Source organism: Streptomyces sp. SCSIO 75703, from assembly GCF_036607905.1.
In the GTDB taxonomy this organism is placed as follows: Bacteria; Actinomycetota; Actinomycetes; order Streptomycetales; family Streptomycetaceae; genus Streptomyces.
Window position 1 is genome coordinate 4,612,942 of record NZ_CP144555.1, and the last position, 22,062, is coordinate 4,635,003.

Consider the following 22,062-nt stretch of genomic DNA (forward strand, 5'->3'; position numbering starts at 1 on the left):
CCCGTTGCTCACGCGCCCGGCCCCGTCCGGTCCGCCGGCCCGCCCTGGCCCGGCACCCGCTGGGCGGGGCCCAGCAGTTCGGCCGCCGCCCGCTGGTAGCGCAGCACGGCCTCCTCGGCGACCCGCAGGTCGCACGGCGCGCTCCACAGCATCCGCCGCGCCCGCTCGTACTTCTCCACCAGTTCGGGGTCCCCGGCGAGCCCGAGCCGGGCCGTCTTCGCCTTGTAGGCGTCCAGCCGGCCGCGCAGTTCGGCGCGGACCGCGAGCGGCGCGGTGACCGCCGTCAACGACTCCCGGGCCCGCAGCAGTTCGTCCTCGGCCTGCTCCTCCAGCGCCTCCAGGAGCGGGGACAGCCGGTGCCACTGGGCGTGCCGGCGGTACTCGGCGGCGGCCACCAGCCGCTCCTGCAGCGCGGTCGGCGGGCCGCTGACCACCGGCACCTCCGTCGCGGCGATCTTCGCCAGCACCTCGCCGCGCGCGGTGCGCGCCTCGGCGAGGGTGCGGTCGGCGCGGGAGAGCACGTCCCGCAGCCGCACGATCCGCTGCTCGGCGTCCTGGCGGACCGCGAGCACCGCGTCGATCTCCCGGCGCACGTCCTCCAGCGCCCGCGCCTCCCGGTCGTAGACCGTGGTGTCCGGCCGGCCGCCGCCCGGGGCCGAACTCCCCTGCGCCGGACGCCAGTAGGCGAGCGGGTCGGAGACCACCCGCTCGCGCAGCACGGTCAGCGTCCGGGTGATCCGCTCCAGGTCGTCGCCGGCCGGGTGCTCGCCCGGCCGGACGCCGACGGAGTGCGCGAGGCGGCGGGTGCGGCCCAGTTCGGCGGCGAGCAGGTCGATGCGGGCGGGCAGCGCCGACCACACCGCGTCCGCGGCCACCACCGTGTCCAGGCAGTCCGCGTAGAGCTGGTTCATGCGGTCCACCAGCGTCCGGAGCGAGTACCGCTCGCCGAGCCGCGCCGGTGCGCCGGGCGCCGCGGCGGCGGGCAGGGCGACGGGCTCCCCGCGCAGCAGTTCCGTCAGCTCCGCCAGGTCCTCGCGGCTGGACCAGCGCCGCCGGGCGCGGATCTCCCGGGCGGTGCGCAGCGCGCCGGTGTACGCGTCGAAGCAGGTCCACAGCAGCGCGATCGACGCCTCCGCCGCGGCCCAGCGCTCGCGGGTGACACCGGTGAGTTCGGCGCCCTCGAGGAGTCTGCGGCCCGCGTGGTCCTGGAGGGCGAGGAGCGAGGTCTCCACGGCCTCGTGCTCGACGCCGAGCCGCGCCAGCGCACGGTCCACCTCGTCCCGGTCCATCACCGGCCCGGTGGGTCCCGTGTCGCCCATCGATCACCTCTCGCTGCCTCGGACTCGGTCGTGCCTGTTTCCCGGTTCCTTCCCCGGGTGACGCGCGTTCAGCCCGTACGCAGGTACTTCGGGTCCGGCGGCGCCGACTTCGACGCGTCGCGGCCCAGCGTCGGGGCCAGCCACCGGTCGTACGCGGCCTGCCAGCCGCCGGCGGTGTCCGCGCGGTACTCCACGAGGACCCGGTTGACCCGGCGTACCAGATCGTCGGCGTCCTTCCTCATCGCCACGCCGTAGAACTCGGTGGTGAAGGCGTCCCCCTTGATGCGCACCGTGGGATCCTGCGCGGCCTGGCCGGCGGCGAGGGCGCCGTCGGTGACGATCGCGTCCACCTCGCCGAGCTGGAGCCGTACCAGACAGTCCAGTTGGTTGGCGACGGTGGTGGAGAAGTCGACGCCGGCCGGCAGGGTGCCCCGCTCGCGGTCCCGTTCCAGGGTGGCGTGGGCGGTGGAGCCGGAGGCGGTGCACACCCGCCGGCCGGCGAGGCTCGCGTCGTATCCGGTGACGGGGGAGGAGGCGGGCACGAGGACCTGCTGGCCGGTCCTGAAGTAGGGCGCGGAGAAGGCGACGTCGGCGAGGCGGGCGCAGGTGATGGTCATGGTGCGGACCACCATGTCGACCCGGCCGTCCTGGATCGCGCGCACCCGCTGGTCGGTGGGGATCGCCTTGAACTGCACGGCGTCCGGGTCGCCGAGGATGTCCCCGGCTATGCGCCGCACCAGGTCGATGTCGAAGCCGACCGGGGCCGCGTCGCCGCCGTTGGGGTCGCGGTAGCCCCAGTGGTAGCTGTTCTGGTCGACGCCGACGACCAGCCGGCGCTTGCCGCCCTCCCGGTTCTTGATCCGCTCCACGGCGGGGCCGTCGTCGCCGGAGGGGGCGAGGGTCTGCTTCTCGGGGTCCCGGCACTCCTGCCCGGCGAGGGCCGGGCTGCCCTCAGCGCCGGTCCGCGCGGCGCCGTCCGGACCGGCGCCCCGGTCGTCGGCGCCGCGGTGCAGCGCGGGCAGCAGCAGCGCGAAGAGCAGCGCCAGGGCGCACACGAGGGCCATCGCGCCCACCCCGCCCCAGCCCCGCAGACCGGCCCGCAATCGTCCCCCGCGCATCCCCGTGCCCCTCTCCCCGCCTTCCGCGTGGCTTCCCCGCCACCGGCCCCGCCCGGGCCCGTACCCGCTCACCGGTACTCCGACAGCCTGCGGCCGATGCCGGACAGGACCCCCGCCGCGCCCAGCGCGGCCAGCACCCCGGCGCCCGGGGCCAGTCCGCTCAGCGCGCCCCGGCCAGCGCTCGCCGCCTCGCGGAACTCACGCGTCTCGTGGTCGAGGGCGCGGGCGAGGGCGGCGTCGACGCCGTCGAAGCACTCGGCGGTGGAACCCTTGCCGCCGATCACCAGGTCGAGGGCCCGGCGGTAGTCGCCGTTCTCGTCCTGGGCACGGGCGGCGGCGTGCCGCCGCCGCCACTCGGCCATGTCGCCCTCCGCGGCGGCGACCGGGCGCCGCCCGGCCTCGTCGTCGGCGAGCCGCCGGGCCTCGGCGAGCCCGGCGCCGAGCGCCTTCATGTTCTGCTCGAAGGCGTGGTCGTAGGCGTCGCGGGGCTCCCCGTCCACCCGCGTCGTCTCCGCGCCGCGCGAGACCAGGGTGAGGTTCTCGTCGGCACGGGCCCTCAGGGAGGCGATCCGGGCGTCGTGCAGGACGTTGAGCGAGCGGATGCCCCGGTCGTAGGAGTCGCCGAGGCCGGAGCGGGCCAGGCCCTGCCCCGTGGCCAGCCAGAGCAGCACGGCGGTGGTGGCGGCGGTGGCGGTGACCAGGCCCCGGTTCAGGACCCGGTTGGTGCGCCGGTACTCGCGGTGCTGGGCCCAGCCGAGGGCGCCGAGCGCGAGGACGCCGAGGCCGATCGCCGCCCAGGGGCGGGCGCGCGCCTCGGCGTAGTCGGCGTCCAGCCGCCGGTTCTCCTTCTCGTACAGCTCCTGCGCGGCCGGGAGCATCTCCTTCTGCATCTTCTCGTCGGCGTAGCGCAGGTAGGCGCCGCCCACCGGGTAGCCCTGCCGGTTGTAGGTGCGGGCGCGCTCGACGAGGCCCTTGTACTCGGGCAGCAGGCGGTTGAGCCGGGTGACCGGCTCGGTGGCGGACGCGTCGGAGCCGGAGGCGGCGGCCGCCGCGACCAGTCCCTCGGCGGCGGCCCGGATGCCCTTCTCGTAGCCCTCGCGGGCGGCCTCGTTCTCCTCGCCGCCGGCCAGGAAGGCGCTGGAGGCGGCCGTGTTGGCGTCGGCGAGGGAGCGGTAGATGCCCGCGGCGCCCGAACTCAGCGGCTGACTGCGCGTCAGCACCTCGTCGGCGGCGGCGGACCGCTCGGTGGTCTGCCAGGCGGTGACCGCGCCGAAGGCGAGGACGAGGACGGCGAGCAGGGCGCCCCCGAGACGCAGCCGGCCCGGTGCGGTGACGGCCGCCGCGCGCAGCCGGTCGACGCCCTCGGCGAACGCGGTGCGCCGGGGCGCGGGCGGCGCCCCGGCCGGCCGCGCGGGGGCCGGCGACGGGGGGCGCGGGCCGGACTGGGCCGGGACGGAGGGGAGCGCGGCCGGGGTGGTGCCCGGTGCCCGCGCCGCGCCGCTCGCCGTCGGTCGAGTCACTGCCGACCTCCCCCAGGGTCATCCGTCGCCCCAAGTATCCCTGTCCGCACGGGATCGCGCACCGCCCGGTCCGGACCCGGCGCCGTCGCGGCGGCCCGCCGGGAGCGGCCTTCACCCGCCCCGCCCGCCAACACGCCGCCGCGACCGGGCCCGGTTCCGCCGGTGCGGGCCCGGCGCGGGCCACGCGGGGTACGGCGCTACTTCGCGGTGCCCGGCGGGGCCAGGGGGGAGGCGGCGAGGGACTGCGGGGAGGTCGCGCTGGCGTACGCCGAGGGCGCGGCGACCGCCGCCGCCGGGTCGGACCCGTCCTCCTGCGCGGGGACCGTGGCGCCGCCCACGATCGGGATGTCGGCCGCGTCGAAGGCCCGCTTGACGCGCCAGCGCAGCTCGCGTTCGACGGTGAGCGCCTTGCCCGGCATCGTCTTGGCGGCGACGCGGACCACCATGGAGTCCAGCAGCACCGAGTCCAGGCCCAGCACCTCGACGGGGCCCCACAGCATCTCGTTCCAGGGCTCCTCCTTGGCCATCCGCTCGGCGACCGCGTCCAGGGTCTCCTTGACCCGGTCCAGGTCCTCGTCGGCGCGGACGGTGACGTCCACCCCGGCCGTGGACCAGCCCTGGGAGAGGTTCCCGATCCGCTTCACCTCGCCGTTGCGGACGTACCAGATCTCGCCGTGGTCGCCGCGCAGCTTGGTCACCCGCAGCCCGACCTCGATCACCTCTCCGCCGGCCACGCCCGCGTCGATGCTGTCGCCGACGCCGTACTGGTCCTCCAGGATCATGAAGACGCCGGAGAGGAAGTCGGTGACCAGGTTGCGGGCGCCGAAGCCGATCGCCACGCCGGCCACGCCGGCCGAGGCCAGCAGCGGGGCCAGGTTGATCTGGAAGGTGCCGAGGATCATCAGGGCCGCCGTGCCCAGGATGAGGAAGCTCGCCACCGAGCGCAGCACCGAGCCGATCGCCTGCGAGCGCTGCCGGCGCCGCTCGGCGTTGACCAGCAGTCCGCCCAGCGCGGTGCCGTCCACCGCCTGGACGGTGCGGTTCATGCGGTCTATCAGCTTGGTGATGGCCCGCCGGACCACCGTCCGCAGCACCGTGGCGATCACCACGATCAGCAGGACGCGCAGGCCGACGGCGAGCCAGGTGGCCCAGTTCTCCTCGACCCAGCCGGCCGCGTTGGTCGCGTGCTCCTGGGCGTCCTGGAGGGTCGGCACCGCCGGTGCGGCCGGGAGCGGCTCCGGGTCGGTCCGCGAGGCGGCGGCGAACAGGGACACGGGGGTTACCTCCAGGTGCGGCGGCCCGTCCGGCGGCGAGGGGACGGGCGATCACGGTCCGGGGTGCGGCCGGGTCCGGTCGGGTCCGGTCCGGGGTCACGGGAATTTCACCGGACGGGCAGGACGACCACACTAACGGGGCACGCCGCGCGGATCGGCGCGAACGCCGCCGAAGAGACGGTCCTCACCCGCCCCGCGGCGGGCCGCCCGCCACCGCCGCGGGGCGGGTGTGGTCGAAAACACTCCCGGCCCGTTACCGGGACATGGTGGCGCTCGGAGCAGGCATGAGGGGAAACTGACTACGGATCGTCCCGGCGCGAGCCACGCGCCGCCGGCGTACAAGGAGGCGTCCGTGCCGCATGTCCTGGTCCTCAACGCGTCGTACGAGCCACTGGGCGTCGTACCGCTCCGCCGCGCGCTCGTCCTCGTCCTGGAGAGCAAGGCCGTGTGCCTGGAGGAGTCCGGCGCCTACCTGCACAGCGCCACCGTGACGGTGGCCGCGCCCAGTGTGGTCCGGCTCAAACGCTTCGTCCGCGTCCCCTACCGGGGGCCGGTCCCGCTCACCCGGCGGGCGCTCTTCGCCCGGGACGGCGGGCGGTGCATGTACTGCGGCGCCACCGCGACCAGCGTCGACCACGTCGTCCCGCGCAGCCGCGGCGGACGGCACGCCTGGGACAACGTGGTGGCCTCCTGCCGCCGCTGCAACCACGTCAAGGCCGACCGGCACCTGGTCGAACTGGGCTGGCGGCTGCGCCACGCGCCGGCCCCGCCCACCGGCCTGGCCTGGCGGATCATCGGCACCGGGCACCGCGACCCGCGCTGGCTGCCCTACCTGCAGCCCTACGGCGCGGACGACGCCCTGGCCCGGATCGACGGCATCTCCGCCTGACGCGGTCCGGGCCTTCGCGCACCGGGGCCCGGACCGTGCCGGACGGCGGCCGGCGGGCACGGGTCACTCCGCGACCGCGTACGCCTCCACCGACCACAGCGAGTAACCGTAGGGCGTCGCCCGCTTCTCGCCCTGCACGCGCACGAAGCGCACGTCCCGCGCGTCCATGCGGACCGACTCCTCGCCGCCCCGCCCCTCGCGCACCGAGGCCGCCGTACGCCAGCGCCGTCCGTCCGGGGACACCTGCACCCGGTACTCCGAGGCGTGGGCGTCCTGCCAGTGCAGCACGAGCCGGCCCAGCCGCACCGGCCGCTCCAGCTCCACCTGCCACCAGGCGCCGTCGTCCGCCGGCGAGGACCACCGCGTCTCGGGGTCCCCGTCGTTCGCCGCCGAGGCCGGGAAGTCCTCCGTCTCGTCCGCCGAGGAGGCGGCGGTGCCCCCGCGCGCCAGGTCGGGACCGCCGGTGCGCGGGAACGCCGCGACCGTCAGCGTGCGCTCCACCCCGCCGAACCCGACCCGGATCCCGTACGAACGGACCGGCGTGCCCGGGGCGACCGTCACCTCCAGCGGGACCTGCACCTCCCGGCCGCGCGGCAGCGTCAGCGGCCCCTTCGGCAGCCGCACCTCCACGCCCTCGGGGGCCTCGGCGGTCAGCGTGCCCCGCACGTCCCGCGCCCGCAGCGAGCCGAGCCGCACGGTGACCCGCTCGGTGACGCCGATCTGCGCCTCCGTGCGGGTCCCGGGCAGCTCCAGCGAGGCGTCCGCCGCGTCCCCGAACCACGGCACCAGGTGCCGCACCCGCGCGGCGCCGTCCCCGGTGACCCGCACCGCCCGCACCGCGCGGCGCACGGTGACCTCGGTGGCGCCGTCCGCCGCCAGCGCGCCGGCCCGCACCCAGCCCTCGCCGGGGACCCGCACCTCCACCTCGCCCCGGGCGCCGGGGTCGGCCAGCACCGTCACCGTCGCCAGCGGCCGGGTGCGCGGGAAACGCACCGTGCGGCCCTCGCCGGCCTCCGGTTCCGCGGCCGGCTCGTGGTCCAGGCCCGCCCAGGACCGGTACGCCTTCTGCGCCCGCCCGAGGAACGGGTCCAGCACGCCCTCGCCGACCGTGACGCGGGCCGTGCCCAACTCCCCGCGGAGCCGGCCCAGCTCCCGGTACGCCGTCCAGGCCGCCGCCGCGTCCCCGGCGCGCTGCGCCGCCAGCAGGTCCAGGGCGACCTCCCCGGACTCGCCGTACCGGGCGAGCTGCCGCGCCCAGGGGGCGACCTCGGCGGAGAGCGCGGCGGGCAGCCGGCCCGGCAGCTCCCGCAGCAGCGCGAACTCCCCGCGCAGCCGCCGCTCCGCCGCCGCGACGTCCCCGCCGGACCCGGAGTCCGCCCGCCAGAACGCCTCCATCAGGGGCCGCAGGTACGCCGACTCCTCGGTGCCGAGCACCGAGGACGCGTCGTTGCCGGCCAGGGCCGCGAGCGCCCGCCGGCCGCCCGCGTCACCGCCCGCCAGGTCGCCGATCGCGGCCCGCCAGGACTCCTCGGGCCGGTAGTCGCGCGGGTTCCAGGCGTAGTCGGCGGCCGTGAACAGCGGGATGCGGGAGGCCCGCGGCTGCTCCATCGCGTTGGCCAGCAACGCCGCCGAGCCGGTGGCCACGGCCGGCTCCCGGCCCTGGTAGGGGCCGAGGAAGAGCCGGCCGGGCTCGTAGTCGTTGACCGGGTAGTTGTCCAGGGTGACCAGCGGGCGGCCGAACACGCCGCGCGCCTCGGCCAGTTCCCGCCCGGTGATGGTGCGCGGCACCACGCCCACGCCGGTCCACGCCACCTGCACCGCCGGGTCCAGGGCGTCCGCCAGCGCCCGGCGGTAGGACGTCGACCCGTCCTGGTAGTACTCGGTCGGCATCACCGTCAGGTCGGCCGCGTCCGGGTGCCGGCCGGCCAGGTGCCGGGCCACCGCGTTCGCCACCCGGGCCTGCGCCCGCGCCGCCGAGCCGGGGCCGGAGCCGAACTCCCGCGCGTCCGCGTCGCAGTGCCACTCGCTGTAGCTGACGTCCTGGAACTGGAGGTGGAAGGCGCGGAAACCGAGCGCCCACATCGCGTCCAGCTTGCGGGTCAGCGCCCGCACGTCCGCCTCCGAGGAGAAGCACATGGCCTGCCCCGGCGACACCGCCCAGGCCGGCGTGACGTGGTTGGCGCGGGCCCGTTCGGCCAGCTCCCGGAACCGGGCGCGCTGCCCGGCCGGGTACGGCTCGCGCCAGCGGGCCTGCCGGTAGAGGTCGTCGCCGGGGGAGTACAGGTACCGGTTCTGCTTGGTGCGGCCCAGGAAGTCCAGTTGGTCCAGCCGCTCCGCGTGCGTCCAGGGCGTGCCGTAGAAGCCCTCGGTGACCCCGCGCACGGCGGTGCCCGGCCAGTCCTCGACGACGACGGCCGCGATGGTCCCGGCGGCCGGGTCCACCAGTTGGCGCAGCGTCTGCACGGCGTGGAACAGCCCGTCCGCGCCGGTCCCGGCCAGGGTGACGGTGCCGCCGCCCACGGTGAGCCGGTACCCGCCCGGGGGCAGCGCCTGCGCCTGCGCGCCCGGCGAGACGGCGTGGGTGCCCTCGGTGGTGGTCCGCACCACCAGCGCCCCCTCGGCCGGCCGCTCCCCGGCGGCCGGGGTCGTGACGCGGCGCGCGCCCGCCTCCCGCAGCACCTCCCGCAGTGCCTCCAGGGCGTACGGATCGGCGCCCGGGGCCGCCAGCAGGGCCACCTCCTCGGTGACCGTCACCGCCGAGCCGCCGGCCCGCAGCGACTGGGGGCGCGGCCAGACGGCCGGGCCGGTGCCCGCCGCCCGCTCGGGCCGCGCGGCGGCCCCGCCGGTGTGCGGCTCCGCCGCCACGGCGGGGGCGGTGCCCAGCGCTCCCAGGCTTCCGGCGAGGACGGCGAACGCGAGGGCGGCCGTCCCCTTCCTCCGCCGTGCTTGCACGGCACCTCCCGGTTGTCTCCCACGCCGTCCGCGGCCACGCCGATCGGTGTCGCGGCACCGGCACCACGTCCGCCGGACCCGTCGCGTCCCGGCGTCGCGTCCGCACCGCGGGCCACTACGCCCGCATCACGTTCGCATCACGTCTGCGTCACGTCTGCGCATGCGGGGCCGAGCCCACCACCCGTGCGGGGACTCTGTCAACGACGGTGGCCGCCGTGACCGGATTGCCCGACCGGGTGACGGCCGGTGTGACGGTTTCGCCCGGGGAAGGGCGGATTCCGCGCGGGTGGAGTGTGACCAGGGTCACGATGTCCGTTGTGGGGCGTCTGTCCTCGCGCCGACTGGGTAGGGGCTGCCGTAACAGCCACCAGCGCACTCGACCAAGGAGGCCCCCGTGGCCGTTTCCGCACCGTTGCTGCCCGTTCCGTCCAAACCCGTGGCGGAGCCGGCCGCCGACCCCGACAGTCCGCACTACCGGGTCTTCAGCGCCACCGGCAAGGGCGCCGAGGCCCCGCTCACCGCCGAGCCGCCGCTCGCCGACGCCGAGCCCCTCACCAGCGAGTCGCCGTTCACCGACGCCGTCCCGCTGACCAGCGAGTCCTCCCCCGAGCTGACGGCGGTCGTCCCCGAGCAGGGCACCGCCTCCTTCGCCGTCCCGGAGCCCGTGACGACGCCGTAGAGGGCCTTCCCTCCGGCGGTACGGGCCTGTTCCCGGCCCGTCCGGCTCCGGAGTTCCCCGGGTTTCCCCCGGTCTTCCCCCGTGTTCCCGCCGGCCGTCACGGCCGGTCGCCTCCTTCACGGCGGTCGCCGTCCGCCACGGTCGGTGACCGCCCTCGCGACCGGTGACCGCCTTCTCGGCCGGTCGCGGTCGGCGGCGGTCCGACGCGGTCCGTGGCGGTCCCGCGGCCCCGTCGGGGGCCTGTCCGGATCCGCCGCCGTCTGCCGCGGCCCCGCACGGCCGGCTGGTGCCGGCCCGGGGGCGGGGCCCGCCGCGGCCGTTCGCGGTCCATCCCGGTCGATTCCGGCCCGTCCCGCCGCGGGTCGCGGGGCCCGGCGCCCGGCCCTGAGGCATGGTCGTCGGGCGCGGCACGCCCGCCCGCCGCGCCGCCGCCCCGCCGGCACCGCCCGCACGGGGGCCGCCCGCCCCGCCCGGGGGCGCCCCCGGCCGGTCCGCCGCCCGCACCCGGCGCCGGCCCGGCCGGTCCGCCGCCCGCACCCGGCGCCGGCCCGGCCCGCCCGGCCCCCGGGCCCCGCCGGCCCGACCCGGAAGAAGGCCCCGGATGACCACCGCCCGGACCGCCCCCCGCGCCACGGCCGACCCCGCCGCGGACCTGGCCCGGCTCGCCGGGCTGCACGGCGTCGCCACCTCCTACCGCCCCTCCCCGGACCGCACGGTCACCGTCGGGCCCGCCGCCGTCGTCCGCGCCCTCGCCGCCCTGGACGTCGACGCGAGCGGGCCGGAGGCCGTCCGGCACGCGCTCGCCGCCCGGGAGGCCGCCCTGCGCGCCCGGCTGCTCCCGCCGACCCTCGTCCACTGGTCCGGTGCCCCCGCGCCCGCCGCCCTGGCCGCGCTGCCCGACGGCACCCGGCTCCGCGTCGAGACCGAGCAGGGCGAGGTCCGCGCCACCGCCGGCGGACTCGCGCCCGGCGTGCACCGGCTCACCGCGACCGCCCCCGACGGCCGCACCGCCGACGCCCACCTCGTCGTCGCCCCCGCCCGGCTGCCCGCCCCCGAGGGCCGCTCCCACGGGCTCCTCGTCCAGCTCTACTCCGTCCTGTCCGGGCGTTCCTGGGGCATGGGCGACCTCGGCGACCTCGCCGCGCTGACCGCCTGGGCCGGCCGGACCCTGGGCGCCGGGTTCGTCCAGGTCAACCCGCTGCACGCGGGGGTGCCCGGTGCCCCCTGCGACCCCTCCCCGTACCGGCCGTCCTCCCGCCGTTTCCCCGACCCGGTGCACCTGCGGATCGAGGACGTGCCCGAGTACGCCCGGGTCACCGACCCCGCCCGGCGGCGACGGCTGACGGAGCTGGCGGAGCGGGGCGCGCGGCTGCGCCGGTCGGTGCTGGCCGGGGACGCCCTCATCGACCGGGACGCGGTGGCCGGGCTGAAGCACGAGGCCCTGGAGCTGCTGTGCGCCGAACCCCTCGCCCCCGAGCGCCGGGCCGCGTACCGGGCCTACCTCGCCGAGCGCGGCCCGGCCCTGGAGGAGCACGCCAGCTGGTGCGCCCTCGCCGAGGCGCACGGTCCCGACTGGCACCGCTGGCCCGGGGAACTGCGCGACGCCCGCTCGGCCGGGACCGCCCGCGCCCGCGCCGCCCTCGCCGACCGGGTCGAGGTCCACCGCCGCCTCGCCTGGCTCACCGAGACCCACCTGGCCGACGTCCAGCGCACCGCCCGCGAGGCCGGCATGGCGGTCGGCGTCGTGCACGACCTCGCCGTCGGCGTCCACCCCCACGGGGCCGACACCTGGGCGGGGCGCGAGCACTTCGCCGACGGCATGTCGGTGGGCGCCCCGCCGGACGCCTTCAACGCCCGCGGCCAGGACTGGGGGCTGCCGCCCTGGCGCCCCGACCGGCTCGCCGCCTGCGGCTACGCGCCCTTCCGCGAACTGCTGCGCGGCCTGTTCCGGTACGCCGGCGCGCTCCGCGTCGACCACGTGATGGGCCTCTTCCGGCTCTGGTGGGTGCCGCGGGGCCGCCCGGCCGCCGAGGGCACCTACGTCCACTACGACGCCGAGGCGATGCTCGCCGTCCTCGTCCTGGAGGCGTCCCGCGCCGGAGCCGTGGTCATCGGCGAGGACCTGGGCACCGTCGAGCCGGGGGTGCGCGAGGCGCTGCGCGCACGCGGGGTGCTCGGCACCTCCGTGCTCTGGTTCGAGCGGGGGGACGACGGCGGTCCCCTGCCGCCCGAGCGGTGGCGGGCCGACTGCCTGGCCACCGCCACCACCCACGACCTGCCGCCCACCGCGGCCCGTCTCACCGGTGCCGACGTCGCCCTCCGCGACCGCCTCGGCCTGCTCACCCGCCCCCCGGCGGAGGAACGCGCGAGCGCGCGCGCCGAGACCGGCCGGTGGCTCGCCCGGCTCACCGCCCTCGGCCTGCTGCCCCCACCGGAGACCGGCACGGACCCTGCCCCGGGCGCCGACTCGGACCCTGCCGCGGGCACCGAGACGGGCCTCGCCGCGGGCGCCGGCTCGGACCCTGCCGCGGGCACCACCCCCGGCCACCCCGACGAGAGCGCCCCCGGTACCGCCGTCGACGCCGCCGGGGAGGACCGCCCCTCCGCCCGGGAGGAGGCCGAGATCCAGGCCGTCCACCGCTTCCTGCTGCGCACCCCCGCCCGCCTGGTCGGCCTCTGGCTGCCCGACGCGGTCGGCGACCGGCGCCCGCAGAACGTCCCCGGCACCTCGGACCAGTACCCGAACTGGCGGCTGCCCGTCACCGACGCCACCGGCCGCCCGGTCCCCCTGGAGGAGCTGATGGACTCGCCCCGGCTGCGCGCCCTGGCCGGTGTCCTGCGGTCCGGCGCCGCCCGCTGAACACCGGGCCCCGGCGCGTCAACGGCACCCCGGCCGCGCGCCCCGGATCACCGTTCGCTAACTTGGACACCGTGGACAAGAAGAACGCCCTGCGCGCCGGCGCCCTGGCAGCCGGTACGACGCTGATGATGCTGCTCATGTCGTCCCCCGCGCTCGCGCTGACCCGCGACGACGGCGACGACCCCGGCACCGGCCTGAGCGTGGTCGAGACGCTGGGCCTGTACGTCCTGCTCCCGCTCGCGCTCTTCGTGGGCATCGCGGGCCTCGTGATGGTCCTGGACCGCTCCAAGCCGGAGCACCGGGTCATCGCCCGCAAGCCCGAGACCGACGCCAAGGTCTGACCGCCGGGGCGCCCGCCGGGCGCTTCGCACCGGTTCCCCGCTCATCGCGGCGAGGGCGCCGGCCCGCTTCCCGTACGCGCTTTCGCCGTACGGGGGCGGAGCCGGCGCCCTCGCCGTGCTGCCCTCGCCACGCCGTCGCGCACTCCGCCCCCGCGTGCCGCGCCGCGCGCCCGGTCCCGTACACGCCACGGCCCCGGCCGCCCCTCAGGGGCGACCGGGGCCGTGAGCCGTCCGGCGGCGCCTCGGCGCCGCCGGAGGCCTACCGCGCCGCCGCCGCGTCGGCGGCCTGCGCGTTCAGCGCCCGCTCCACGCCCGCGCGGGATTCCGAGACCAGGCGCCGCAGGGCCGCGTTGGGCCCGGCGGAGGCCAGCCAGGCGTCCGTCCGCTCCAGCGTCTCCGGGGACACCTGCACCGCCGGGTAGAGGCCGACCGCGATCTGCTGGGCCATCTCGTGCGAACGCGACTCCCAGACCCCGGCCAGCGCCTCGAAGTACCGCTGCGCGTACGGCGCGAGCAGCTCACGCTGGTCGGTCTGGACGAAGCCGGCGATGACCGCCTCCTGCACCGCGTTCGGCAGCGTGTCCGACTCCACCACCGAGGCCCAGGCGTCCGCCTTCGCCTCTTCGGTCGGCCGCGCGGCCCGCGCGGTCGCGGCGTGCCGCTCACCGGCCGCCGTGCGGTCCCGGTCGTACTCGCCGGCGATCTCCGCCTCGTCGAACCGGCCCACCGCGGCGAGCCGCTGCACCAGCGCCCAGCGCAGCTCGGTGTCGACCGCCAGGCCCTCGATCGCCTCCGTGCCGTCGAGCAGGCCCTCCAGCAGGTCCAGTTGCTCGGGCGTGCGGGCCGTCGCCGCGAACGCCCGCGCCCAGGCGAGCTGGTGGTCGCCGCCGGCCTCGGCGGCCCGCAGGTGGGCGAGGGTCGCCTCGGTCCAGCGGGTGAGCAGCGCCTCGCGGGTGGCGGGGTCGGCGTACTGGTCGACGGCGAGCTTCACCTGCCGGTGCAGCGACTGCACGACGCCGATGTCCGACTCCTTGCCGATGCCGGAGAGCACCAGCGCCAGGTAGTCCCGGGCGGGCAGCTCCGCGTCCCGGGTCATGTCCCAGGCCGACGCCCAGCACAGGGCGCGCGGCAGCGACTCGGCGAAGTCGCCGAGGTGCTCGGTGACGACCGCGAGGGAGTCCGGGTCCAGGCGGACCTTGGCGTACGACAGGTCGTCGTCGTTGAGCAGCAGCACCGCCGGGCGCGCCCGGCCGACGAACTGCGGGACGGCGGTCAGCTCGCCGTCCACGTCCAGCTCGACGCGGTCGCCGCGCACCAGGCGGCCGTCGGCGTCCAGGTCGTAGGCGCCGACGGCGATGCGGTGCGGGCGCAGCGTCGCCTCGCCCTGGGCGCCGGCCGGCAGCGCGGGGGCCTCCTGGCGGACCGCGAAGGAGGTGATGACGCCCTCGGCGTCGGTCTCGATCTCGGGACGCAGGACGTTGATGCCGGCCGTCTCCAGCCACGCCTTCGACCAGGCGGCCAGGTCCCGGCCGGAGGTCTCCTCCAGCGCGCCCAGCAGGTCCGGCAGACGGGTGTTGCCGTAGGCGTGCCGCTTGAAGTACGCCTGCACGCCGCGGAAGAAGGCGTCCTCGCCGACGTAGGCGACGAGCTGCTTGAGGACGCTGGCGCCCTTGGCGTACGTGATGCCGTCGAAGTTGACCAGCACGTCGTCCAGGTCGCGGATGTCCGCCATGATCGGGTGCGTGGAGGGGAGCTGGTCCTGCCGGTAGGCCCAGGTCTTCATCGAGTTGGCGAACGTCGTCCACGAGTGCGGCCACTTCGAGCCGGGCGCGGACGCCTGGCAGGCGGCCTCGGCGAAGGTGGCGAACGACTCGTTCAGCCACAGGTCGTTCCACCACTCCATGGTGACCAGGTCGCCGAACCACATGTGCGCCAGCTCGTGCAGGATGGTGGCGGCGCGCACCTCGTAGGCGGCGTCCGTCACCTTCGAGCGGAAGACGTACTGGTCCCGGATGGTGACCGCGCCCGCGTTCTCCATCGCGCCCGCGTTGAACTCGGGCACGAAGAGCTGGTCGTACTTCTCGAACGGGTACGGGTAGTCGAACTTCTCCTGGAACCAGTCGAAGCCCTGCCGGGTCACGTCGAAGATCGCCTCGGCGTCGAGGTGTTCGGCGAGCGAGGGCCGGCACCAGATGCCGAGCGGCACCGACCGGCCGTCCTTCTCGTACACGCTGTGCACCGAGTGGTACGGGCCGGCGATCAGCGCCGTGATGTACGTCGAGATGCGCGGGGTCGGCTCGAACTCCCAGACGCCGTCCTTCGGTTCGGGCGCGGGGGAGTTGGAGATCACGCTCCACCCCTCGGGCGCCCGCACGGTGAAGCGGAACGTCGCCTTGAGGTCCGGCTGTTCGAAGTCGGCGAAGACGCGGCGGGCGTCGGGCACCTCGAACTGGGTGTACAGGTACGCCTGGTCGTCGACCGGGTCGACGAAGCGGTGCAGGCCCTCGCCGGTGTTCGTGTAGGCGCAGTCGGCGACGACGCGCAGGACGTTGCGGCCCTCCAGCAGCCCCGGCAGCGCGATGCGCGAGTCGCGGAACACCTCGGCGGGGTCGAGCGCGTCCCCGTTCAGCGTCACCTCGTGGACGGCCGGCGCCACCAGGTCCGCGAAGGACTCGGCACCGCCCTCCGCGACGTCGAAGCGCACCGTCGTCACGGACCGGAAGGTGCCCCCGTCCTGCGCGCCGGTGAGGTCGAGATCGATCTCGTACGAGTCGACGGTCAGCAGCTTGGCCCGCTGCCGCGCCTCCTCGCGAGTCAGGTTTGTGCCAGGCACGCGGTCATCTCCTCGTGATGATGTGGACCGGCCCATCCTTCCACGCCCCCCACACCGGAAGCGATGACCGTTTCCGGGCGCCTACGGTGGGAGCCGGCAACACCGGACCGCGGGCTCGGGAGGACACCGTGGGGGAGCACATCTGGGCCGGCGGCTCGGCGCCGTACCTGACGCCGGGGGAGAAGGGCCGGCCGGACGCCTGGGCCGCCGAGGCCGCGGCGCGCGGAAGGAAGGGGACGCAGAGCATCGTCCACGCCGGTCCCGTGCCCGCCCCCGCCGAGGTCGCCGGGCTGCTGGGCGTGGCGGCGGGCGAGACGGTCGTGGTGCGGCGCCGGGTGATCCGGCTGGACGGTGTGGCGTGCGAGCTGACCGACACCTACTACCCCGCGCACATCGCCCTGGGGACCCGCCTCGCGGAGCGGCGGAGGATCCCCGGCGGCGCGGTGGCTCTCCTCGCCGAGCTGGGACACGCCGGCGCACGGGTGACCGAGGAGGTGACCGCGCGCATGCCCGAGGAGGAGGAACGCGAGGCCCTCGGGATGGGCCCGGGGGAGCCGGTCCTCACCCTGAGCCGGGTCACCCGGGACCGCGAGGACCGCCCCGTCCAGGCCGACCTGATGGTCATGCCCGCCCACCGGCAGCGACTGCGCTACGAGACCCGGATCGGCTGACCGTGCCCACCGACGACCACGGCTCCACGGACCGGCGCTGCCCGAGTGGGCACGGACGAAGGGGCGGCCCCCGGGCACGGGGCCGCCCTTCGGGGTGTGCGGGTTACTTCGCGGTGAGTTCCGCGGCGACCAGTTCGGCGATCTGGACCGTGTTCAGGGCCGCGCCCTTGCGGAGGTTGTCGTTGGAGACGAAGAGGGCGAGGCCGTTGTCGACCGTCTCGTCGCGGCGGATGCGGCCGACGAAGGACGGGTCCTGGCCCGCGGCCCGCAGCGGGGTCGGCACCTCGGCGAGGGCCACGCCCGGGGCGCCGGCCAGCAGCTCGCGGGCGCGCTCGACGTCGAGCGGGCGGGCGAAGCGGGCGTTGATCTGGAGGGAGTGGCCGGTGAAGACGGGCACCCGCACGCAGGTGCCGGAGACCTTCAGCCCGGGGATGTCCAGGATCTTGCGGGACTCGTGGCGGAGCTTCTGCTCCTCGTCCGTCTCGTTCAGGCCGTCGTCGACGATCGAGCCGGCCATCGGCAGCACGTTGTACGCGATCGGCGCCACGTAGGCGCGCGGCTCGGGGAACTCGGCGGCGGCGCCGTCGTGGGTGAGCTTCGGCGCGTCCTCGCCCACCTTGCGCACCTGATCGAACAGCTCGTCGACGCCGGCCACGCCGGAACCGGACACGGCCTGGTACGTGGAGACGACCAGTGCTTCCAGGCCGGCCTCGGAGTGCAGGGGGCGCAGCACCGGCATGGCGGCCATGGTGGTGCAGTTCGGGTTGGCGATGATGCCCTTGGGGCGGTCGGCGATCGCGTGCGGGTTCACCTCGGCCACCACCAGCGGCACCTCGGGGTCGCGGCGCCAGGCGGAGGAGTTGTCGATCACCACGGGGCCCTGGGCGGCGACCTTCTCGGCCAGCGCCCGGGAGGTCGCGCCGCCCGCGGAGAAGAGCACGACGTCCAGGCCGGAGTAGTCGGCGGTCGCCGCGTCCTCCACGGTCACGCCGTCCAGGTCCCGGCCCGCGGAACGGGCCGAGGCGAACAGGCGCAGCTCCTCGACGGGGCCGAGGGCGCCGGTCGCCGCGCGTTCCGTGAGGATCCTGCGCATGACCGTGCCCACCTGACCGGTGGCTCCGACGATTCCGATCCTCACGGTGACTCCCTCTCCGTCTGTGTCACGTGCCCCCGCGCGGGGTACGCGCGGCCGTCTGCGTGGCCGGGGCTTTTCCATCATGCGTCCGACCTGGGCCCGCCTGTCCAGTTCTTTGGTCCGGCTGCCCGGATGCCGGGACGCCCGGACCCCGGACGGCGGCCGTGGAGACGGCGCGGAAAACCGCACCGAGCGGGAAAAACCACCCCGATCCACTCCTCCCGCCGCAAGCCGTGCCGTCCCGGCCCCTTCCCCGGCCCCCCTCCGCCACACCGGGGTGTGACGTACGCCTCGGCGGAAACGGGCCGGAAACGGGCCGGTCCCGCGGCGGCGGCCCCGCGCGCCCGGCCGGTCCCGCGGCGGCGGCCCCGCACGGCCCCCGCGGGCACCACGGCGCGCGCCCCGCACGGCGAAGGGCGGGCGCCTCCTGCGAGGCGCCCGCCCTCCGGACCGTCCGGCTCCGCCGGACTACGGCAGGACCGTCCCGATCCGGACGCTGCCCAGGCCCGCGACGGTGCCGCGGGCGTTCACCAGCTTGACCTGGCCGAAGAACTCGCGGCCCGCGGGCGCGGCGGCCAGCGCGGTGACGCTGCCGGACACCGTGGCCGTGGCCCCGGTGGCGAGCTGCACCCGGGCCGGGTCGTCGACGGTGACCGAGCCGAGCGCCTCGGAGAAGTACACGTCCCGGTAGTCGTACTCCGTGGTGCCCGAGGGCACCGAGTACGCGGCGACCTCGATCGTGTACGTGCCGGCGGCCGGGCGGGCGATCGAGACCGCCTCCTCCGAGTCGCCGTCGGCGGACCGGGCGACCGCCCGCCCGCTCGCGTCGTACACCGTCAGGTCGAGGTCGGAGGCCGCGTCGGAGACGTTGCCGATGGCGACGTCGAGGGAGGCGGCGCCCGCGGGCACCTCGACCGTGGTGACGGCCTTCGCGCCGTTCGCGATGGTCGGGCGGGAGGTGACCGCCGAGCCCAGCGGGCCGCCGGTCAGCGTGGCGTCGAGGGCGGCGTACCGGTTGGTCACCTTCCAGGAGGCGGCGGCCGGGGTGCCGGCGGTGGCCTCGGGCACGGTCACGACCCGCGGGTCGAAGTCGGCGCCGAGGACGGTGGCCTCCAGCGTGTACGGGTTGTCCAGCAGCGGCGAGGTGCGCCGGGCCTCGACCTCGATCTCCCAGACGCCCGGCTGCGGCTCGGCGTAGGAGCGGGCGTCGGGCCGGCAGCCGTTGCCGTCGAGGTAGTTGTTGTAGCAGTACGGCGTGGAGGTGCTGTCGACCGGGACGCCGTAGGGGTGGATGGCGATGAACCGGGTCTGGCTGCCGGGCTTCAGCCCGCCGATGGCCACCTCCAGCGCCTTGGCGCCCTCGGGGACCGTCACGAAGTAGGAGCGGGTGTCGTTGCGCTGCACGGAGCCCTTCCGAGTGACGGAGTGCTCCAGCGGCGAGGCGGCCACGACCGTGGTGAGGACCTGGCGGTCGATGCCCTCGGTGCGCGGGTCGTCGATCTCCAGGATCGCGCTCTTGAGCCCGTCGGTCCTCGGCTGCGCCTGGACCTTGACGGTCACCGGCTTGTTCAGCTCCAGCCGGACCACGTCGGAGCCGAGGACGCGGAAGGTGCGGCCCTCGTTCTTCTCGAAGTGCAGTTCGTGGCGGAGCGCCTTGGCGGGACCGGAGGTGCGGGTGATCGTGATGTCGTAGGTCTTCTTCTGCCCGGCCTTCAGGCCGCCCTCGCGGTCGTAGAGGCCGGTGCCGCTGCCCGGCGTCTTCAGGAACTCGTCGATCGCGGTGTCGACGGGCGCCTCGATCCGGTACTCGTGGGCGGTCGCGCCCTTGCGGATCGACTTCCAGGCGTCGACGACGTTGATGAGGCCGGCGCCCTGCTCGTAGGCCTGGACGCCGTCGATGTGGTCGGCGGTGGAGGTCAGCGCGGTGCGCAGGGTGGCCGGGGTGAGGTCGATGCCCTCGCGCTTGGCGGCGGACAGCAGCAGCGCGGAGGCGCCGGCGGCCTGCGGGGAGGCCATCGAGGTGCCCTGGAGCATGCTGTACCCGGCGGGGAGGTCGTAGCCGGCCTCGGGGACGGGGCCGCCGGGGAGCCAGGTCTGGGTGGTGTTGATCGCGGCGCCTGGCGCGGTGAGCGTCGGCGTGAAGCCGCCGTCCTCGCGCGGTCCGCGCGAGGAGAAGGGCATCATCGCGTACTTCTTCTTCACCTCGGAGCCGTAGTTGACGGCCCAGGTCTCCTTGGAGATGGAGGCGCCGACCGAGATCACCTTGTCGGCGAGGCCCGGGTCGCCGATGGTGTTGGCGCCGGGGCCGGAGTTGCCCGCGGAGATCACGAGCTGGACGCCGTAGGTGTCGATGAGCCGCGTGTACAGCTCGGCACGCGCGTTGTTGCCGTCGTTGAGCGCGGGGAGGCCGCCGATCGACATGTTGACGATGTCGACGCCGCGGTTGACGACGAGGTCGATCATGCCCTCGGTGAGGGCGATGTTGGTGCAGCCGCCGGTCCAGGTGCACGCGCGCGAGGAGACGATCTTCGCGCCGGGGGCGGCGCCGTTCATCTTGCCGCCGAACAGGCCGTTGGCGGCGGTGATGCCGGCGACGTGGGTGCCGTGCTGGGACTCGATGACGCCGATGTTGACGAAGTCGGCCTTGTCGCCGGCCGCGTTGCGGACGACGTCCTTGCGGATCTCCACCACGAACGGCTGGCGCTCGACGACGTCGGTGGAGGGGTCGTCGGTGCCGAAGTAGCCGACCTGGAAGCCGTCCTTGTAGGGCTTCATCGGCGTGTCGTCGCGGAAGTCGTGGTTGTTGTTCAGGTCGACGCGCACGGTGCCGCTCTCCGGGTCGTACAGCACGCCCCAGGAGTCGGTGGTGTCGCCGTCGCGGTTGGCGTCGCCCGCGGCGTCGCCGCCCGCCGTGTACGACTCCAGGAAGGTGCTGATCCGGTACGAGCCGGCCGGGGCCTTCCAGGTCTTGCCCTCGTAGGTGAAGGTGGGTCCGGAGACGGAGGTCAGCATCGGACGCCAGGTCTGGTCCCGGTCGACGACCGGGTCGGTCGCGGTGACCCAGTCGACGATCTTGCGTTCGCCGGTGGTGGTCTTCTGCAGCGCCGGGTGGCCGAGGTCGACGCCGGAGTCGAGGATGCCGATCGTGACGCCGCGGCCGTCCGCCTTCGGGTTCTTCTTCACGAAGTCGACGGCGCCCGTCTCGAAGGACGGGTTGTACGGGTTCTCGGCCGGCGTCCTGCGGTCCGGCGCCTTCACGGAGCCGCCCTTGCCCTTCCCGGACCCCTTGCCCTGGCCGGTGGCGCCGGCGTCGGGGCGGGGATCGTCCAGCGGGATCTCGTCGCGCAGGTCGATGCCGTGCACGGAGGAGAGCTTCGCGGCGGCGGCGATGGCCGCGTCCGCCTTGGCGGTGGGCACCGTGGCGCGGACGTAGCCGAGGTCGTCGTAGGTGCGGCCCACGGCGCCGCCGTCGACCGCGTCGAGCTGCCGGGCCACCTGGGCGGTCTGGCCGGGCTCGGTGGCGATCATCATCGTGACGTCCCGCGCGCCGTCGGCCTTCGCCTCGGCGAGCAGGTCGGCGTCGTGCGAACCGAGCTTGTCGTGGGCGGGCTTGACGGACGGCTCGGTGGCGGGCGCGGGGTCCGCCGCCATGGCCAGCGGCAGGGGCCCGGCCACGCCGAGCGCGGCGGCGAGGCCCGCGGCCACGGCCAGCCGGGCCGCGCGTCTGCCGCCCGGTATCGGTTCGCGCTGGGGGGAGGGGGTCATCGGCATCCCTTGGAGGTGGAGGAACGGGAGGGCACGGCCGGGTCCGACCGGACCTGACCGCGAGAGTCCGGAATGCGATCCCGGATGACCGCTCAGCCTTACCCAAGGGGTCGGTGTTTGGGGAGAGTTGGCAACGATGTGATGTGTTCATGGCGTACTTCCGCCATACGTCACCGGGGACGTAACGGACGGGCGCCGACAAACCCCGGCCCCCTGCCGCCCACCGGCCCGCACGCGGTGACGTCCCGGAGTGCGCCGGAGACCGAGGGTGGCGGCCCGCGCCGGGTGCGTCCGTGACGGCCTGGTCCCGCTCGCCCGTCCCCCGGGGCCGGGCGGGGTCCCCGAGTGGGTGCCGCCGGGCGGCGGCGTGGAGCACGGCGAGGAGCCGTACGACACCGTCGTGCGCGCACTCGCCGAGGAGACCGGCTGCCGGGCCGAACCCCCCGCCCGGCCCGGCGTGGACTGGCCGCGCACCGCGCCGCCCGCCCGCCTCGCCCGCCGGCCCGTCGACCACCACGGGGTCCGGCCGGTCCACGCGGGGCGGGGCACCGGCGGCACGCTCCGCCCCCCGACCCGGGCGGCTCCGCCGGCCTCGCCGCCCGGCACCGGGCTGCGCCCGTGGCGGGAGCGGCCGGCCACGGGACGGGCCCGGCCCCGGCCCGCAACACCGCGGCTGAAAGCGGCTCAACCACCCCGCCGGTCCTCA

Annotated in this window: 13 protein-coding genes; 5 read left to right on the forward strand and 8 right to left on the reverse strand. The window is 76.1% G+C overall.

Going from position 1 to position 22,062, the window contains the following annotated elements:
• Positions 1-8: 8 nt before the first annotated feature.
• The 4 genes from VM636_RS20285 to VM636_RS20300 all read right to left on the reverse strand — a co-directional run bounded on the left by VM636_RS20285 (position 9) and on the right by VM636_RS20300 (position 5,231).
• Positions 9-1,319: a hypothetical protein gene (locus VM636_RS20285; RefSeq protein WP_053912469.1), complete on the reverse strand. Its 1,311-nt coding sequence runs from the start codon at positions 1,317-1,319 to the stop codon at positions 9-11.
• 68 nt (positions 1,320-1,387) lie between these two features.
• A complete protein-coding gene (locus tag VM636_RS20290; protein ID WP_053912470.1) occupies positions 1,388-2,437 on the reverse strand; it encodes a glutamate ABC transporter substrate-binding protein in 1,050 nt (349 codons plus the stop codon).
• Between the two features lie 68 nt (positions 2,438-2,505).
• Positions 2,506-3,957: a hypothetical protein gene (locus VM636_RS20295; protein ID WP_030418242.1), complete on the reverse strand. Its 1,452-nt coding sequence runs from the start codon at positions 3,955-3,957 to the stop codon at positions 2,506-2,508.
• A gap of 197 nt (positions 3,958-4,154) precedes the next feature.
• The gene (locus tag VM636_RS20300) at positions 4,155-5,231 is read right to left on the reverse strand and encodes a mechanosensitive ion channel family protein (protein ID WP_037857272.1); all 1,077 of its coding nucleotides are present in this window, start codon (positions 5,229-5,231) and stop codon (positions 4,155-4,157) included.
• A 352-nt stretch (positions 5,232-5,583) separates the two neighbouring features.
• On the opposite strand from VM636_RS20300, the gene VM636_RS20305 reads away from it, so the two are divergent.
• On the forward strand, positions 5,584-6,120 hold the full coding sequence (locus VM636_RS20305; RefSeq protein ID WP_030418244.1) for an HNH endonuclease: 537 nt from the start codon (positions 5,584-5,586) through the stop codon (positions 6,118-6,120).
• Between the two features lie 63 nt (positions 6,121-6,183).
• On the opposite strand, the gene VM636_RS20310 is transcribed toward VM636_RS20305, so the two are convergent.
• Positions 6,184-9,072: a beta-N-acetylglucosaminidase domain-containing protein gene (locus VM636_RS20310; protein ID WP_030418245.1), complete on the reverse strand. Its 2,889-nt coding sequence runs from the start codon at positions 9,070-9,072 to the stop codon at positions 6,184-6,186.
• A 394-nt stretch (positions 9,073-9,466) separates the two neighbouring features.
• On the opposite strand from VM636_RS20310, the gene VM636_RS20315 reads away from it, so the two are divergent.
• The 3 genes from VM636_RS20315 to VM636_RS20325 all read left to right on the forward strand — a co-directional run bounded on the left by VM636_RS20315 (position 9,467) and on the right by VM636_RS20325 (position 12,952).
• Positions 9,467-9,751 (forward strand): hypothetical protein, encoded by a 285-nt coding sequence (locus VM636_RS20315; protein ID WP_030418246.1) that lies wholly within the window; start codon positions 9,467-9,469, stop codon positions 9,749-9,751.
• A gap of 601 nt (positions 9,752-10,352) precedes the next feature.
• Positions 10,353-12,611, forward strand: coding sequence for a 4-alpha-glucanotransferase (malQ, locus tag VM636_RS20320; protein ID WP_338485274.1), 2,259 nt, complete (start codon positions 10,353-10,355; stop codon positions 12,609-12,611).
• Positions 12,612-12,682: 71 nt separating this feature from the next.
• Complete coding sequence (locus tag VM636_RS20325; RefSeq protein ID WP_030418248.1) at positions 12,683-12,952, forward strand: hypothetical protein; 270 nt, start codon at positions 12,683-12,685, stop codon at positions 12,950-12,952.
• Between the two features lie 259 nt (positions 12,953-13,211).
• On the opposite strand, the gene pepN is transcribed toward VM636_RS20325, so the two are convergent.
• The gene (gene pepN / locus VM636_RS20330) at positions 13,212-15,785 is read right to left on the reverse strand and encodes an aminopeptidase N (protein WP_053912474.1); all 2,574 of its coding nucleotides are present in this window, start codon (positions 15,783-15,785) and stop codon (positions 13,212-13,214) included.
• 128 nt (positions 15,786-15,913) lie between these two features.
• On the opposite strand from pepN, the gene VM636_RS20335 reads away from it, so the two are divergent.
• Positions 15,914-16,456, forward strand: coding sequence for a UTRA domain-containing protein (locus VM636_RS20335; RefSeq protein ID WP_053912685.1), 543 nt, complete (start codon positions 15,914-15,916; stop codon positions 16,454-16,456).
• Positions 16,457-16,559: 103 nt separating this feature from the next.
• Here VM636_RS20335 and VM636_RS20340 read toward each other — a convergent pair whose 3' ends face one another.
• Both VM636_RS20340 and VM636_RS20345 read right to left on the reverse strand, forming a co-directional pair.
• Positions 16,560-17,594, reverse strand: a complete 1,035-nt coding sequence (locus VM636_RS20340) for an aspartate-semialdehyde dehydrogenase (protein ID WP_053912475.1) — start codon at positions 17,592-17,594, stop codon at positions 16,560-16,562.
• Between the two features lie 465 nt (positions 17,595-18,059).
• The gene (locus VM636_RS20345; protein ID WP_053912476.1) at positions 18,060-21,356 is read right to left on the reverse strand and encodes a S8 family serine peptidase; all 3,297 of its coding nucleotides are present in this window, start codon (positions 21,354-21,356) and stop codon (positions 18,060-18,062) included.
• Positions 21,357-22,062: the final 706 nt, after the last annotated feature.

Excerpts from the sequence above, each read along its gene's own strand:
- VM636_RS20285 (WP_053912469.1), bottom strand. The coding sequence starts at position 1,319 with ATGGGCGACACGGGACCCACCGGGCCGGTGATGGACCGGGACGAGGTG.
- VM636_RS20290 (WP_053912470.1), bottom strand. The coding sequence starts at position 2,437 with ATGCGCGGGGGACGATTGCGGGCCGGTCTGCGGGGCTGGGGCGGGGTG.
- malQ (WP_338485274.1), top strand. The coding sequence starts at position 10,353 with ATGACCACCGCCCGGACCGCCCCCCGCGCCACGGCCGACCCCGCCGCG.
- VM636_RS20345 (WP_053912476.1), bottom strand. The coding sequence starts at position 21,356 with ATGACCCCCTCCCCCCAGCGCGAACCGATACCGGGCGGCAGACGCGCG.